General features: G+C 47.7%; 12 protein-coding genes. 6 read left to right on the top strand and 6 right to left on the bottom strand.

All coding sequences use genetic code 11. The features are described from left to right. Positions 1 to 112: 112 nt before the first annotated feature. Complete coding sequence (gene sfsA, locus CWI76_RS10820; protein ID WP_126760366.1) at positions 113 to 817, bottom strand: DNA/RNA nuclease SfsA; 705 nt, start codon at positions 815 to 817, stop codon at positions 113 to 115. A gap of 68 nt (positions 818 to 885) precedes the next feature. Here sfsA and pepB point away from each other — a divergent pair, with 68 nt between their 5' ends. Genes pepB through mrcB form a run of 3 tightly spaced genes read left to right on the top strand, consistent with a single transcriptional unit; the run spans position 886 to position 6897 of the window. Next, the gene (pepB, locus tag CWI76_RS10815) at positions 886 to 2172 is read left to right on the top strand and encodes an aminopeptidase PepB (RefSeq protein WP_126760365.1); all 1287 of its coding nucleotides are present in this window, start codon (positions 886 to 888) and stop codon (positions 2170 to 2172) included. A gap of 4 nt (positions 2173 to 2176) precedes the next feature. Further along, positions 2177 to 4615 (top strand): ATP-dependent helicase HrpB, encoded by a 2439-nt coding sequence (gene hrpB / locus CWI76_RS10810; protein WP_126760364.1) that lies wholly within the window; start codon positions 2177 to 2179, stop codon positions 4613 to 4615. Next, entirely contained in the window at positions 4612 to 6897 is a 2286-nt protein-coding gene (mrcB, locus tag CWI76_RS10805) for a penicillin-binding protein 1B (protein WP_198678614.1), read from the top strand. Before hrpB ends, mrcB begins: the two co-directional genes overlap by 4 nt. Here mrcB and hemL read toward each other — a convergent pair. The 3 genes from hemL to hemJ all read right to left on the bottom strand — a co-directional run bounded on the left by hemL (position 6889) and on the right by hemJ (position 9721). Then, a complete protein-coding gene (hemL, locus tag CWI76_RS10800) occupies positions 6889 to 8172 on the bottom strand; it encodes a glutamate-1-semialdehyde 2,1-aminomutase (RefSeq protein ID WP_126760363.1) in 1284 nt (427 codons plus the stop codon). The genes mrcB and hemL overlap by 9 nt on opposite strands. A 27-nt stretch (positions 8173 to 8199) precedes the next feature. Beyond that, positions 8200 to 9216: an aspartate carbamoyltransferase gene (locus CWI76_RS10795; protein ID WP_126760362.1), complete on the bottom strand. Its 1017-nt coding sequence runs from the start codon at positions 9214 to 9216 to the stop codon at positions 8200 to 8202. Between the two features lie 79 nt (positions 9217 to 9295). After that, complete coding sequence (hemJ, locus tag CWI76_RS10790) at positions 9296 to 9721, bottom strand: protoporphyrinogen oxidase HemJ (protein ID WP_126760361.1); 426 nt, start codon at positions 9719 to 9721, stop codon at positions 9296 to 9298. 84 nt (positions 9722 to 9805) lie between these two features. Between hemJ and CWI76_RS10785 the strand changes: the two genes are divergently transcribed. From CWI76_RS10785 to pepQ, 3 genes are read left to right on the top strand one after another with little or no spacing between them, the layout of a single operon-like run. Next, a complete protein-coding gene (locus CWI76_RS10785; protein WP_126760360.1) occupies positions 9806 to 10516 on the top strand; it encodes a DUF6776 family protein in 711 nt (236 codons plus the stop codon). A gap of 58 nt (positions 10517 to 10574) precedes the next feature. Beyond that, a complete protein-coding gene (gene erpA / locus CWI76_RS10780; RefSeq protein WP_092858575.1) occupies positions 10575 to 10922 on the top strand; it encodes an iron-sulfur cluster insertion protein ErpA in 348 nt (115 codons plus the stop codon). 59 nt (positions 10923 to 10981) lie between these two features. Next, complete coding sequence (gene pepQ / locus CWI76_RS10775; protein WP_126760359.1) at positions 10982 to 12295, top strand: Xaa-Pro dipeptidase; 1314 nt, start codon at positions 10982 to 10984, stop codon at positions 12293 to 12295. Between the two features lie 14 nt (positions 12296 to 12309). Here the strand turns inward: pepQ and CWI76_RS10770 are convergent, their stop codons facing one another. Beyond that, entirely contained in the window at positions 12310 to 13434 is a 1125-nt protein-coding gene (locus tag CWI76_RS10770; RefSeq protein ID WP_126760358.1) for an anhydro-N-acetylmuramic acid kinase, read from the bottom strand. Continuing rightward, on the bottom strand, positions 13434 to 14741 hold the full coding sequence (locus CWI76_RS10765) for a peptidoglycan DD-metalloendopeptidase family protein (RefSeq protein WP_404409972.1): 1308 nt from the start codon (positions 14739 to 14741) through the stop codon (positions 13434 to 13436). The genes CWI76_RS10770 and CWI76_RS10765 overlap by 1 nt, the downstream gene beginning before the upstream one ends. Positions 14742 to 14858: the final 117 nt, after the last annotated feature.

The following is a 14858-nucleotide window of genomic DNA, read 5'->3' as shown; positions in this document are numbered from 1 at the left end:
TATGGTTCTCCTGTATGAGACGTTGTTATTAAAAAGGTCGGTACATATACCAGAAAGCGAATATCGGCGCAATTTAATTTCTAATAATTTGCATTTGAAGTTTTCGCATTATCTATATTATTACGGGTAGTTCTTGTCGCGGCGTTATTGCCTGCAACGTTAATTCACAGCCTAACGCGTAAAACTCCACACCCGCCTTACTTGCCTTCTGACATTCCTCAGCGTACTTCGGGTCAATGTGCCGTGCAGCACTCACGTTTTCAATACCGCTGTGTAAAACGGTATACAAAACTACAGCTCGATGGCCGTCAGCGACCATGTCTTGCAAACTTCTTAAATGGTCTGAAGCACGTTTACTGACGGTATCAGGGAAGTAGCCTTGGTTAGCATCTGCTAAGGTCACACTCTTTACTTCAATATAGACTTCGCGGTGTTGTGAATCGCGAGCAAACCAATCAATGCGGCGGTTATCATAGCCGTATTTACGTTCTGCACTCAACTGCTGAAGCTCGGTTAGCTGCTCAATGACATTGCTATCTAAAGCTTCTCCTGCAACACGGTTAGCACGGTGCGTATTGACGCAAATTAATTGCCCCTTGAAAGTTTCGGCGATTTCCCAAGTGAAACGGTATTTTCGTTTAGAATTGGCAGAATCGCTTAGCCATACTCGCATGCCGGCTTCGGCACAGCCGGTCATGGCGCCTGTATTCGGGCAGTGTACGGTAACAACTTCACCGTTTTCGAGTTCAACATCAGCTAAAAAGCGTTTATAGCGTTTAATTAGCACAGCCTGTCGTAAAGGGTTGTGAAACAGCATTGTAAGCCTCATATAGCTCGGATACGATAGAGCATTAAAAGCCAAAAACATACTGGGAGCGTATTCGCATGTCTAGCACTGTATCTGTCTTTGTTTCGACACAGCAACCAAATCAATCGGCTTGGAAGCCAAGCACTGCGGTGATTCTTGGTGAGCAGGGTGCGACAATTTATGTTGCTGAAAATGAAGCTAACAACTTACGGAAGATTCAAAAGGCAGGCCGTCAGCTTGATTCAATGGGGGTAAAGTCGGTTTCGCTAGAAGGTGAAGGCTGGGATATTGAGCGTCAATGGGCTTTCTCGAATGGATTCACCGACACGTTAACGAAAAACCAAATTAACTGGGCAAGTGCTTCAGAACAACTGACACAATTGCGTGAAACAGCTGCATGGATTCGTGGGTTAATTAATTTACCACCAAACGAAATTTATCCTGAGTCACTCGCTAGCAAAGTCGCTGATAAATTGACGAGCATAGGTGGTGATGCGGTAAATGTACGTACTGTCGTTGGCGATGAATTGATTGCTGACGGACGCATGGGTATCCACACCGTAGGCCGCGCAAGCAAGCGCCCACCGGTTATGTTGGTGGTGGATTATAACCCGTCGAAACAAGCTGATGCGCCAGTTGATGCTGTATTAATTGGTAAAGGCATCACGTTTGACAGTGGTGGCTACAGCATTAAAAGTAGCGAAGGCATGCTCGCCATGAAATGTGACATGGGCGGTGCAGCAACAGTCGCAGGCGCGCTTGTGCATGCAATTCAACAAGGTCTACAAAAACGAGTGCAATTGGTGTTGTGCTGCGCTGAAAACCTGATTGACGGTAGCGCGTACAAGCTTGGCGATATTATTACTTATAAAGACGGTCAGACCGTGGAAATTGTGAATACCGATGCCGAAGGCCGTTTAGTTTTAGCCGATGGATTAATTTATGCTGGCGAGGTTAAGGCCCCATTGATCATTGACGCTGCTACTTTAACTGGCGCTGCGCAAGTTGCCGTGGGTACCGAGTACAATGCTTTATTTAGTGTCGATGATGCATTAGCGCAGTCAGCGCTTAAAATTGCCGATGAGCAACGCGAACTCTTGTGGCGTTTACCGTTAAATCAATGGCACAAAGATAATTGCCCGTCAGCATTTGCCGATACCGCCAATAGTCGACCACAGAAAGGTGGTGGCGCAGGTGGCGCAAGTAATGCCGCTGGTTTCTTATTACGCTTTGCGCCGAACGATGGTGCTGGATGGTTGCACTTCGATATTGCTGGCGCCTATAACGGCAGTGCCAACGCAATGTGGCCAGCTGGGGCAACAGCGCTTGGGTTCCGCACCATTGCAGCCACGTTATTGAAATAACCTTATGACGACACCACAGGTGCTGCCAGTAACAGCACTCATCGATGATGTGATTCGGTTACTACCGAGTGCACCTGTGGTGCTAGAAGCGCCGCCCGGAGCAGGGAAGTCGACGGCATTACCGCTTGCGCTCATGCAAAGCGAACTTTTTCAACAGCAACGAATTCTCCTTCTCCAGCCGCGGCGTATGGCGGCTCTCTCAATTGCACATTTTCTTGCCGAACAGCTTGGGGAAGCGGTTGGTGAATCGGTGGGCTATCACATTCGCGGTGAAGCAAAATTCAATGCGCAAACGCGGCTGTTGGTAGTTACCGAAGGGATGTTTACTCAATATATCCAGCGAGACCCTGAGCTGCTTGGTACCGGCTTAATTATCTTTGATGAATTTCACGAGCGTAATCTTGCCACTGATTTAGGTTTGGCAATGGCATTAGAGAGCGCCAGTTTACGTGACGACCTTCGGTTACTGATTATGTCGGCAACGTTGCCAGCACAAACAATTGCAAATTGGCTTGGCGATGCGCATGTGCTGCAAAGTGAAGGGCGACAGTATCCAATTAATATTCAGTATCAACCAGTGCCAGCAAATCAAACTTGGCTGCAAGCCATGCCGGCGGTCATCCGTGAAGCTATGCGCTTGGCATCAAAGGGTGTTCTGGTATTCGTACCGGGCAAGCGTGAGATCGATCAACTGAGCGCCATGTTCGAAGGGAATTCCGAGTGGCTCGTGATGCCACTGCACCGACAAATTCCGTTAGCCCAGCAAAAGCAAGTATTAGACGAACGCGACACGCGTCGGCGCCTCGTCATTTCAACAAATATTGCTGAAACCAGTGTGACCATTCCAAACATTGATGTGGTGGTAGATAGTGGGCGAGAGCGACAGGCTCAGTTTTATCCACAACATGGCATCACCAAACTCGTCACAAGCCGTATCAGCAAGGCGTCGGCAACGCAGCGTGCTGGACGCGCTGGGCGTCTTGGTCCGGGACACTGTTTTCGATTATGGGCACAGGCCGACGAGCATGGTTTGCGTGATTATCAAGCACCTGAGCTGGAAACCGCTGACTTGACTAGCTTTCTACTTGAGTGCCGACGTTGGGGCTCTAGTCCCGAGCAATTAAAGTTTTTCAGTTTGCCGAATCGGGGAAACTTAGCGCAAGCAAACTCGGTGTTAAAGGCGCTCGAATTATGTAATGAGCAAGGCATGCTGACAGCACTTGGTCATCAAGTTGCTGACCTCGGCACCGAGCCACGATTGGCCACGCTCTTAGTTCGTGCAAAAACGACATCAGCAACACACGCCGCCACAGCGGCTTGGTTAGTCGCCCAGCTTGAACACAATGTCGAGGCAAACCAATTTCCGCTGCCAGTTGAGCGTTTGACGCAAACGATGCGTCAACGTTATCAATATTGGTGTAAGCAATTGGAACTGACGCAACCGAGAGTCGATGCAAGCTTATGCAGTGAGGTGTTACTGTGGGGATTCCCCGATCGTGTTGCTAAACTGCGCGCAAACTCAGACCGCTATTTGTTGAGTAACGGCGCTGGCGCGATGCTCCATCAACAAGACACCCGAAGCCGCGATGACTGGTTATTGGTGCTTGATATGACCTTATCTGAGCATCACCGTGACGCGATTATTCGTACAGCGATTCCGCTAAATAACACCGATCTTGAGCATCCAGCGATAATACGAGAACGCCGTGTCGAGGTTCGTTGGCAGGGGCCACAGCAACGTTTGCAAGCTTTAGAGGTTGATGCAATAGGTGCAATCGTACTGCGCGAGATTCCGCAACCCGATAAAATTAGCTCTGAACAGCGGCTGCATGCACTGGGTAATTATGTCAAAGCGCAGATGCGTGAGCGGGGGCTAGAGCTATTTCAACTGAGCCCAGCAACGCAGCAGTGGCTGGCGCGAGTTCGTCTGTATGAGAAACTTCAGCAACCCACCGAGTGGCCGTCAATTGCGATTGAGGTATTAGTCGATAGCATTGAGCAATGGGCTGAGCCGTATTGGCAATCCATTGATAGCCTCAGCAAGTTGCATGCATGGGACCCGCTACCCGCACTTCAAGCACGATTGACGTTTCAACAACAACAGCAACTTGATGAAGCATGTCCAGCGGCTCTCGCTATCCCGAGTGGCCGGCTTGTTGCAATTGACTATTGTGCTGAAAAACCGAAACTTTCTGCTAAGTTGCAGGAGCTTTTCGGCGAGCCAGTGTCGCCAACCATTTGTAACGGCAGACAAAGTATTACCATAGATTTACTTTCTCCAGCGGGGCGTTTGTTGCAACGCACCGCCGATTTAGCTAGCTTTTGGAAAAATGCTTATCAACACGTCAAAAAAGAGATGAAAGGGCGTTATCCAAAGCACCCTTGGCCTGATGATCCGTTACAAGCGCAAGCAACGCATAAGACGAAGAGACAATTAAAATGACCCGAAAGAAAAAGTCGACGCCGAAGCCATCTTTTATTCGACGCATTGTCATGCTCGGATTAAAGCTGTCGATTGTCGGCATTGTGGTACTTGTTGGGTATCTTATCTATCTCGATGCGACATTAACCGAGCGCTTTAGCTCGAGTCGATATCAAGCGCCGGCGTTAATTTATGGCCGTAGTCTTACCCTAGAACCACAAGCAACAGTTAATAAATCAACATTAATTAGTGAATTGCGCCGCCTTAATTATCGTGCGGTTGATACCGTCAAAGATTCAGGTCAGTACCGCTTGACCGAGTATGGCGTTGAGTTTTATCGGCGACCATTCGATTTTGCTAACGGCCCGCAAATGGCGAAGCGTGTGCAAGTAAATTTTGCCGGTAATCGTGTACAAGCAATTTTAAGCTTACCTGATGGTCGTACGTTAAATCGAATTCAACTGGAACCACCTTACTTAGGTCGATTATCCGGTGGCAACGATGAAGATCGGTTGCTGGTTGGTCTTGAGCGCGTTCCGAGTCTTCTTATCGAAACCTTGTTGTTGGTAGAAGACCGCGATTTTTATCATCACTCAGGTATCTCTCTAACGTCGATTGGTCGTGCTGCGCTTGCCAATTTATCTGCCATGCGCACGGTGCAGGGTGGCAGTACCTTGACCCAACAGTTGGTTAAAAATCTTTATTTAACGCGCGAGCGGTCATTGTGGCGAAAAATGAACGAAGCTTTAATGGCAATCGTGCTCGATTATCGATTTAGCAAAAACGAGATACTTGAAACCTACTTGAATGAAGTGTATTTCGGTCAAGATCGAGGCTCGGCAATACACGGTGTCGGCTTAGCGAGCCGTCTGTATTTTGGAAAGCAAGTTGAAGAACTTAATGCCGCCGATATTGCGCTGCTAGTCGGCATTATCAAAGGTCCTTCGTATTATGACCCACGTCGCTACCCAGAACGTGCGCAAGAGCGTCGCGACCTCATATTGCAACTCATGTTTGCGCAAAACCTTATGAATAAAACGCAATATGTTGCTAGCGTGAGTCAGCCTGTACTACCAGCAGGTACGGGGCGGTTAGTTACTGAGAACCTACCGCATTATATGGAGTTGGTGAAGTTTGAGCTGGGACGCTTAAACCTTCCAGTGAATTGGCAGCAAGAAGGTTTGCGGGTTTTTACTTATTTTGATCCAGTGACCCAGAACGCAGCTGAAGCAGCAATTGTTACCGAATTACCTCGCGTGAGCGACGATGATGAATTACAAGGTGCGATTGTTATTGCCAACCATCAAGAGGCGGGCGTTACTGCAGTTGTTGGTGATAAGAATCCACGCCAAGTTGGGTTTAACCGAGCTGTTGCAGCGATGAGACCGGTTGGCTCGCTGATTAAGCCACTCATTTATGCTGAAGCTTTCCAGTCTCTACCAGATTTTGAATTAGGCTCTTTAGTTTCTGATGAACCATTTCAACTAGCACAGTCGAACCAACCAATATGGATACCGCAGAATTTCGACAAAAAATTCGAAGGCGAAATGTTGGCTTATGATGCGCTCGCACAGTCGCGAAATGTGCCAGCTGTTCGTCTCGGCGTTGAAGTCGGTATTGAACGCTTAGCCGAACTGCTACAGATGAGCGGCGTCGATTCGCCAATTACAAGTGTTCCAGCCATTACTCTCGGCGCTGTGCCACTTTCCCCTATGGCTATTACTGAGATATATACCATGCTGGCACAGCATGGCGGTTATCGCCCACTACAAAGTATACGTGCGGTGACCAATCATGAAGGGTTAACCGTTTACGAGCGCAACGTCTCCCAACAGCAACGACTCTTTAGTGAGGCTTCAGGCTTTTTGGTGAACTTTGGTTTGCGTGGGGTTATCAATGAAGGTACCGGGAGCAAGCTAGCGGATGCTTTTGGCGTTAACAAACTAGCTGGTAAGAGTGGTACCACTAATGATTATCGTGATAGCTGGTTCGTGGCGTATGACAATCAGCATGTGGTTACCGTTTGGTTGGGGCGAGACGATAATCAACCGGTGCAACTCACCGGCAGCAGTGGTGCACTAAAGGTAGTGCAGCAAGTACTTGAGCAGATACCAATTGTACCGTTGCAATTAAACTCACCAACCGATGTCGAAGCGGCGGGCTTTCATCCGCAGCTCGGCGTGCGTATTCCAGTGGACTGTAATAATGCTCGACTATTACCGGCCCGACAAAAAAAATTGCCCGAGGACCTTGGGTGCTCGGGCAATATTGAAGAGAAGTCGTGGTGGCAGCGCTTATTTTAGCGCTGCAAATGCAACCTTGGCAGCAGCTAATGTGGCGTCAATGTCAGCATCCGTATGTGCAGCCGACATAAAGCCCGCTTCAAACGCTGACGGCGCTAAGTACACACCTTGTTTTAGCATGCTGTGATAGAAGCTACGGAAGTGCTCCATATTGCATTGTGTAGCTTGTGCATAGCTGGTGATTGGGCCATCCGAGCTAAAGAAGAAGCCAAACATTGAACCAGCACGGTTCGTGGTGAATGGAACACCAGCCTCATCCGCGAGGGCTTGAAGCCCGTCGACTAAGCGATCAACCTTGGCATATAAGCTTGGATATAACTGCTCGTCATCAAGCTGGGTTAATGCGGCAAGACCTGCTGCCATCGCAACGGGGTTACCTGATAATGTACCGGCTTGATAAACAGGGCCTACCGGCGCAATGTAATCCATGATTTCGCGTTTACCGCCGAAAGCGCCAACTGGCATGCCGCCACCAATGACCTTGCCGAGCGTGGTTAGGTCAGGCGTGACTTGGTAACGTTCTTGAGCGCCACCGCGAGCAACACGAAAACCAGTCATTACCTCATCGAAAATCAATACGCTACCGTACTCATCACAAATTTCGCGCAAGCCTTCTAAGAAGCCAGGAGCAGGTGGAATGCAGTTCATGTTGCCAGCAACAGGTTCAACAATAATAGTCGCGATTTCGTCGCCAACTTCGCCGAAAATCTGACGAACTGATTCAATATCATTGAAAGTTACAGTGAGCGTATGTTTTGCAAAATCTTCTGGAATACCTGGCGAATTTGGTACGCCAAGCGTCAACGCACCCGATCCAGCTTTTACCAATAACGCATCAGCATGACCGTGATAGCAGCCTTCAAATTTTAAAATTTTGTCACGACCGGTATAGCCGCGCGCCAAACGAATTGCAGTCATGGTTGCTTCGGTACCCGAATTGACCATCCGCACTTTCTCAATTGACGGCACCAGTGCTTTGATTTTCTCAGCCATGGTGATTTCATTTGCCGTTGGCGTACCAAAACTCAAGCCACGGTCTACTGCTTTATGGGTTGCTTCGCGAATGGCTGGGTTGTTATGGCCAAGAATCATTGGGCCCCAAGAACCAACGTAGTCGATGTAACGTTTACCGTCGGCATCAAACATATAGGCACCATCGGCGCTTTCGATAAAAATTGGTGAGCCACCAACGCCGTTGAAAGCGCGCACCGGAGAGTTCACACCACCGGGAATGCTGTGTTGAGCTTGTGCGAATAATTCGTCAGAACGTGACATTCGTTTCCTCGTAATCGTTTAAGTTACTTAATAACTGGTGCGCTTTTCGCTATACCAGTTGACGTCGCACTCGTATTTTTCAATTTGATCGGCCACACCTAAAGTGAGCGCAAAGAGTGCCATCCGAATGAGAACGCCATTATCTGCTTGACGGAATATGGCTAAATTCGGGTTTTGGTTCAAATCGTTATCTAATTCATTTGCTTCAGCGCGTGAGTCACGCGGCAGCGGGTGCATAATCACGGTGTTCGGCTTGTAGTGTTTCGTATAAATTTCACTGTTGAGGCGGAATTTACCACGGTACATGTCTGCTTCTTGTGGCGTTGTAAAGCGCTCTTGTTGAATGCGAGTTTGATAGACAATGTCGGCATCCGAACTTCCGCTAACCTGATCGGTAATGGTAACCCGATGGCCAGCCTTATCAAGCACCTCAAGTACACTATCAGGCATTGCCAGCTCTCGCGGCGAAATCAGAGTGAAGCGAATATCCTTGTACATAGCGAGTAAGCGCGACAGTGAGTGCACAGTTCGACCAAATTTTAAATCACCGATCATGCAAATGTGCATACCATCAACGTCGTGGCCGTGATAAGCCAATTCTTTTTTGATGGTATATAAATCAAGTAGTGCTTGAGTTGGGTGCTCGTTCGCACCGTCACCGCCATTGATAACAGGTACGCGACTACCTTCGGCAAATTCGGCTACTGAGCCAGATTTTGGATGACGCATCGCTATCACGTCACTGTAGCTACTGAGCACGCGCGCCGTGTCGTAGAGTGATTCGCCTTTAGCTAGCGCGGAACTCTCCATACCGGTTGTTTCACGTACCTCGCCGCCAAGTAAATTAAACGCGGTGCCAAAGCTAACACGGGTTCGGGTAGACGGTTCAAAAAACAAATTACCTAGAATGGCACCATCGAGCACTTTGGTACGTTTTTGCCTGCGAGCATAAGGTTGCATGCGGTCGGCAATAGCAAAAATAGTCTGAATACTGTCGATATCGAATTGCTCAACAGAAAGGATATTTGAACCGGTAAAATTCATGATGAAAGGCCCTGCAGTGATTGCACACACTGGGCCAGTACTTTAACAGAAACTGCGCTTAAAAAGAATGATCAAACCGCTAAAACGGTTTGACCACGGCTAAAATGATGATGGCAAATAATGCAAGCACCGGAATCTCGTTAAAAACGCGGTAAAATCTATGACTGCGGGTGTTTCGATTGTGTTTGAAATCGGCCAACAGCTTAAAGCAATAGCCATGATAAACGTAGAGCAATGTAACGATGACAAGTTTTACATGCAGCCAACCGCTGGCTTTTAGCCAAGCGCTGCCATAAATCCACATTAATGCGAGACCAAAAACCAACGTCAAGATGGCAAATGGCGTTACAAAGTAGAGTAAACGGCGCTCCATAACTTTGAACTGCTCGTGAACAGCGTCGTTTTGGTTCTGCGCGTGGTACACGAATAATCGAGGTAAGTAGAAGATGCCGGCAAACCAAGCCACCATAAAAATAACGTGAAACGCTTTTAACCAAAGAATCATCTGAAAGCCCATGTGTTTATTTTTAGTTGCGTCCTAACCAGTGCCTGCGTAGCATGGCGCTAATTCATGATAAGAAGTGAGCCCATGAAAGAGAAGCAAAATATCATAACAGCAGCATTAGTTCACCGCTTTGGTGGCTGGGGTGTCATTGCACTAGCAATCGCTATCGGTGCATTAGCTGGCTATTGGGGTGGTCATTGGCATGTTTTAAAGCTTATCGATAAAGTTGCTCAACAAGAGGCGACAATTGAGCAACTTTATGAGCGAGCTGAAACCTTTGATTATCAGCAGCACATTGCGACCGTTGAATTAGGGATAGAACGCGCTGCCAGTCAAAGTTTGCAGCAAGAGCTCCTGATGGCGCAGGACGAGAACTTTGCCTTGCGTCGTGAATTGACGTTCTACCAAAAAATTATGGCGCCAGAAATGGAAGCCAGTGGCGTTGTCATTGATTCGCTTGAGTTACAGCAGAACATTGCCGCCGACCATTATCATTTTCGTATTGCAGTGGTGCAAATGGAACGTCTGCGTAACCTCACTAAGGGGACGTTAACCATGCGTTTGCATGGTCGAAAGGACGGCAAGTCGGCGAGTTTTGACTTAATGGCTCTGGCAAATATTGAAGCGAAAGATCGTCAATTTAGTATGCGATACTTTACCGTCCAAGCGGGTGATTTTGTGCTACCGGAAGACTTTTTACCGGAGCGTATTGATGTTGAAGTGAAGATAGATGGTTCGAATCAATCGCTGACACGAAGCTTCTATTGGAGCCAACTTCTGCAAGGCAATACTTGACCCTTTTAGTCAGGTAAGAGAAAATAGCACCAGAATTTTCAAGAGGTACCGAAAGACTATGTCAGATGTTGCACAAGCCATGCCTATTCAGTTTACTGAATCCGCAGCTAACAAAGTTAAAAAACTTATCGCTGAAGAAGAAAATCCGGCGTTGAAACTGCGTGTGTATGTGACAGGCGGCGGCTGCTCAGGTTTCCAGTATGGTTTTACCTTCGATGAAAAGACCAACCCTGGTGATATGGAAATCGAGAAAAACGGTGTGACATTGGTGGTTGATCCAATGAGTCTGCAATATTTGGTTGGCGGCACGGTAAATTACGAAGAAGGGTTGCAAGGCGCACGTTTTTTTGTAGATAACCCGAATGCGACGACTACCTGTGGCTGTGGGTCAAGCTTCGCCATCTAGAGATGAGTTAATGCGTTGTTTCGGTTAGAATGTTGCCAAACATTCTAACCGAGGTATTTATGAGCGCATACGCAGACCATATCGCCACAGTTAAAGCCAGATTTGACGAAGCTCTTACCGCAACTGGTTTCGATTCTGTTCTTATCTATGCAGGGCAACCACGCGTCGCCTTCTTGGACGATAATCCAGCTCCCTATAAAGTGAATCCACTGTTTAAGTATTGGGTTCCTGTCATCGAAAGCCCGAAGAGTGCCATTTTTTACCAGCCAGGGCAAAAGCCAGTCGTGTTCTTGTTCAAACCTCGCGATTTCTGGCACGCGGAAGTGAAGATTCCCGCAGAAGAATGGCAGCAACACGTTGAGCTGATCGTTATTGATAACCAAGAAAAAATGACGGATTGGCTCGGTGACAAGATCAAATCCGCTGCTTTCATTGGCGAAGATTTTGCCGAGCCAGTGGCGAGCTGGCCAGTAAAGGCACGTAATCCAGCAAATTTAATCGATCATCTGCACTTCCATCGCGCAATCAAAACGGCGTGGGAAGTAGAAAACATGCGGCAGGCGAATAAATTGGCGGCTAAGGCGCATCTTGCCGCTCGTGATGCATTCATGGCTGGCGCTAGTGAGTTAGAAATTCATCACGCTTACCTTGCCGCCATTAATTTTCGTGAAAGCCAAGTACCATATAACAGCATTGTGGCATTGAATGAACACGGTGCGGTACTGCATTACGATGTATATGAAACTAGCGCTCCTGAGCAATCACGTTCATTCCTGATTGATGCTGGTGCATTGTATCGCGGTTACTGTGCGGATATCACCCGTACTTACTCACGTGAAGAGGGCTTCTTTGCGGATCTCATCGAAGCGATGGATGATGCGCAACAAAGCTTGTTAAGCGAAATTAAACCAGGCATCAATTATTACGAGCTGCATGTTAGTCAGCACCTTAAAATTGCAAAAATTCTTGGTGAGTTTGGCTTTGTTAAGGGAACTGCTGAAAGTATTTACGAACAAGGATACAGCAGCGCCTTCTTCCCACATGGCTTGGGTCACTTCATTGGTTTGCAAGTGCATGATGTGGGTGGGTTCTTGGCGAATGATCGTGGTGACACCATTGCTCGCGATCCACGTCATCCATTCTTGCGTTTACTCCGTGATGTTGAAGTAGGACAAGTGTTCACTATTGAGCCAGGCCTCTACGTTGTTGATCAGTTACTCGAAGAACATGCCGGTAACAAAGACTTCAATTGGGATAAGATTGCCGAGTTACGTCCATATGGCGGCATTCGCATTGAAGATAGTATTGTTGTTGGAACAGATGGTAACAACGAGAATCTGACTCGCGATGCTTTTGCTGAGTTAGGAAGTTAAACGACAACGTTTTACTACGGTAAGTACAAGCCGCCGAGTATAGTTGGGCGGCTTGCTCCGGTAACAGCCGGTAAATTGCCTGGCACACGATGCATATAGCAACGTGCAAGCCAGGCAAATGCCATGGCTTCTACGTGTTGAGGTGCAACGCCAAGCACCGAAGTTGCATGCCACCCGCAATGTGGCAACTTCGCCTTCAGAGCACTCATTAAAATTGGGTTGTAAGCACCACCCCCCGCAACAAAAATTGTCTCGGGTCGCTCTGGCAACCAGTCTTTGATGGCTTGAGCTACGGTGCAAGCTGTCAGTTCGACTAGGGTCGCTTGTAAATCTTCTGCTTTAAATTTCGATAAATCGCCAAGGTACTTTTCAAGCCACTTTAAATTGAAATCTTCACGACCAGTACTCTTAGGTGGAGGACGTTTGAAATAATCATCATCAAGAAGTTTCGCTAGAACATCATCAAGAACTTGCCCATGAGCGGCAAATGCACCGTGTCGGTCAAAATCATCTTCATGGTTGGGATGACAGGCTGTAAACCATCGGTCTAGTAGTGTATTTGCAGGTCCAGTATCAAATCCCGTCACCCCTGCCGGCGTACCTGGAAGCCACGTAATATTCGCAATACCACCAAGATTTAGAATAACCCGTGATTCGTCAAAGCTACTAAAAATGGCCTGATGAAATGCTGGAACCAGTGGGGCGCCTTGCCCTCCTAAGGCGATATCCTTGCGCCGAAAATCGGCGACGACAGGTATTCCTGTTAACGCAGCGAGCGTGTTCGGATCACCGAGCTGAAGTGTATAGGCTGGAGACTGATCGGGTTGATGACGAACCGTTTGTCCATGACTCCCAATCGCTTTAATGGCACTCGGTGAAATATCGAAATAGGTTAGAAAGTGATTCACCGATTCGGCACAAAACTCGGCGAAACGTCGATCGGCACAACCCCATAAGTGAAGTTCGCCTGTTGATTCGTGACAAAGGATATGTAGTTGCTCTTGAAGCTCGTCATCGAGGGGATACTGACGATGTTGCAGAAGCTCTGGTTGCGCTGCATCGAACTCTACGAGAACCACATCAAGCCCGTCCATACTAGTACCGGACATGAGGCCGAGGAAGAGCTCACGTTGAGGCATCAGCGCATCGCCAAATACAACCGCTTACTATCATTCAAAACTGCGAGACGCTGTTGCGCTATCTCTTTGAATACCGGCAGTTCCGCAGCAACCAGTGATTCGGCTTGTGGGAACTTAACTGTGCGTGGATTACGATGTACGCCATCAACTAAAAACTCATAATGCAGGTGCGCACCGGTAACACGACCCGTCGCGCCGACGCGGCCAATCAGTTCACCTTGCTTCACCCGTTGCCCTTTCTTGACAAGGCGCTTACTCAAATGCAGGTACTTCGTCACATAACGCTCACCATGTTGAATAAACACGTAGTGACCATTTAGGTTGTTATAGGCGCTAGCAATCACTTTACCTGCACCAGAGGACATCACTGGTGTGCCAGTTTGAGCAGCGTAGTCGATACCATTATGCGGTCGAACTTGACCAGTTACAGGGTGCAAGCGACGCGGGTTGAAACTTGAACTGATATAGGTGAACTTAACCGGTGAACGCAGGAATGATTTCCGCATTGCTCGACCTTCGGCATTATAAAAATCACCGTTTTCATGTAAAAAGGCTTGGTAGTGTTCGCCGCGGTTTACAAATTCAGCAGCGAGAACACGGCCATAACCAACGAACTCGCCATCAGCATACTCTTTCTCGAACATGACGCTAAACTCATCACCTTCACGTAAGTCGAGCGCGAAATCGATATCCCAACCAAAAATATCTGCAATGCTCATGATTTGACCTTCAGTCAAACCGGCATCAATACCCGCATTCCAAAAACTCGAAGTGATTCGTGCGTGCGCAGTTTCAGTTCTTACTTCAACTGTTTTTGATTCAATTTCACTAACGAAACCGTTTTCCGATTTGCTAACAATTAACGTATCAGTTGGATTGATTTGATAAGCAATTTGAATCAAATCATCGTGTTCATCTTTGGCAAAGCGTAAGGTATCACCTGGGTGAATCTTGCGCAGGAGTTTATCTGCCTGAGCGTCTTGAGTAACGCGATAGAGTTGCTGCGGGGTGAACCCCATTTGGTCAAAAATACGCGCTAACGAGTCACCCGAACGAACTTCATAGCCGCTCCAACGTACAGTTGTGTCTTGCTGACCCGAAGCATTTGATTGCGGGTTTTCGACATTAATCTGCAGTTGATAGCGTTGTCCAAGGATTAATTCGGCTTGGCCTAATTGTGGTTCAGAAACGTGCTTAGATGCTGTCGCAGACTCGGATGGAAGCAACACAACAAGGAGTGTTACCGCGCAGACAGAGCTGAGCAGTACTTGATGTCGACGCGGCAAAGCGGCGATGAATCTTGTCATATACTTAGGAATCGACTTCATAACCTTCCGATGTGTTAGCGCATTATTTTTTTAAGTCAGACTGCAGAATAATATGAAGCATGGCGATTTTCCAGTCAATTTACTATTAATTGCGCT

The organism is Pseudidiomarina marina (assembly GCF_003987045.1).
GTDB classification, from domain to species: domain Bacteria; phylum Pseudomonadota; class Gammaproteobacteria; order Enterobacterales; family Alteromonadaceae; genus Pseudidiomarina; species Pseudidiomarina marina.
The sequence above is the reverse complement of the archived record's forward strand: the minus strand, read 5'-3'. Positions and strand labels throughout refer to the sequence as shown.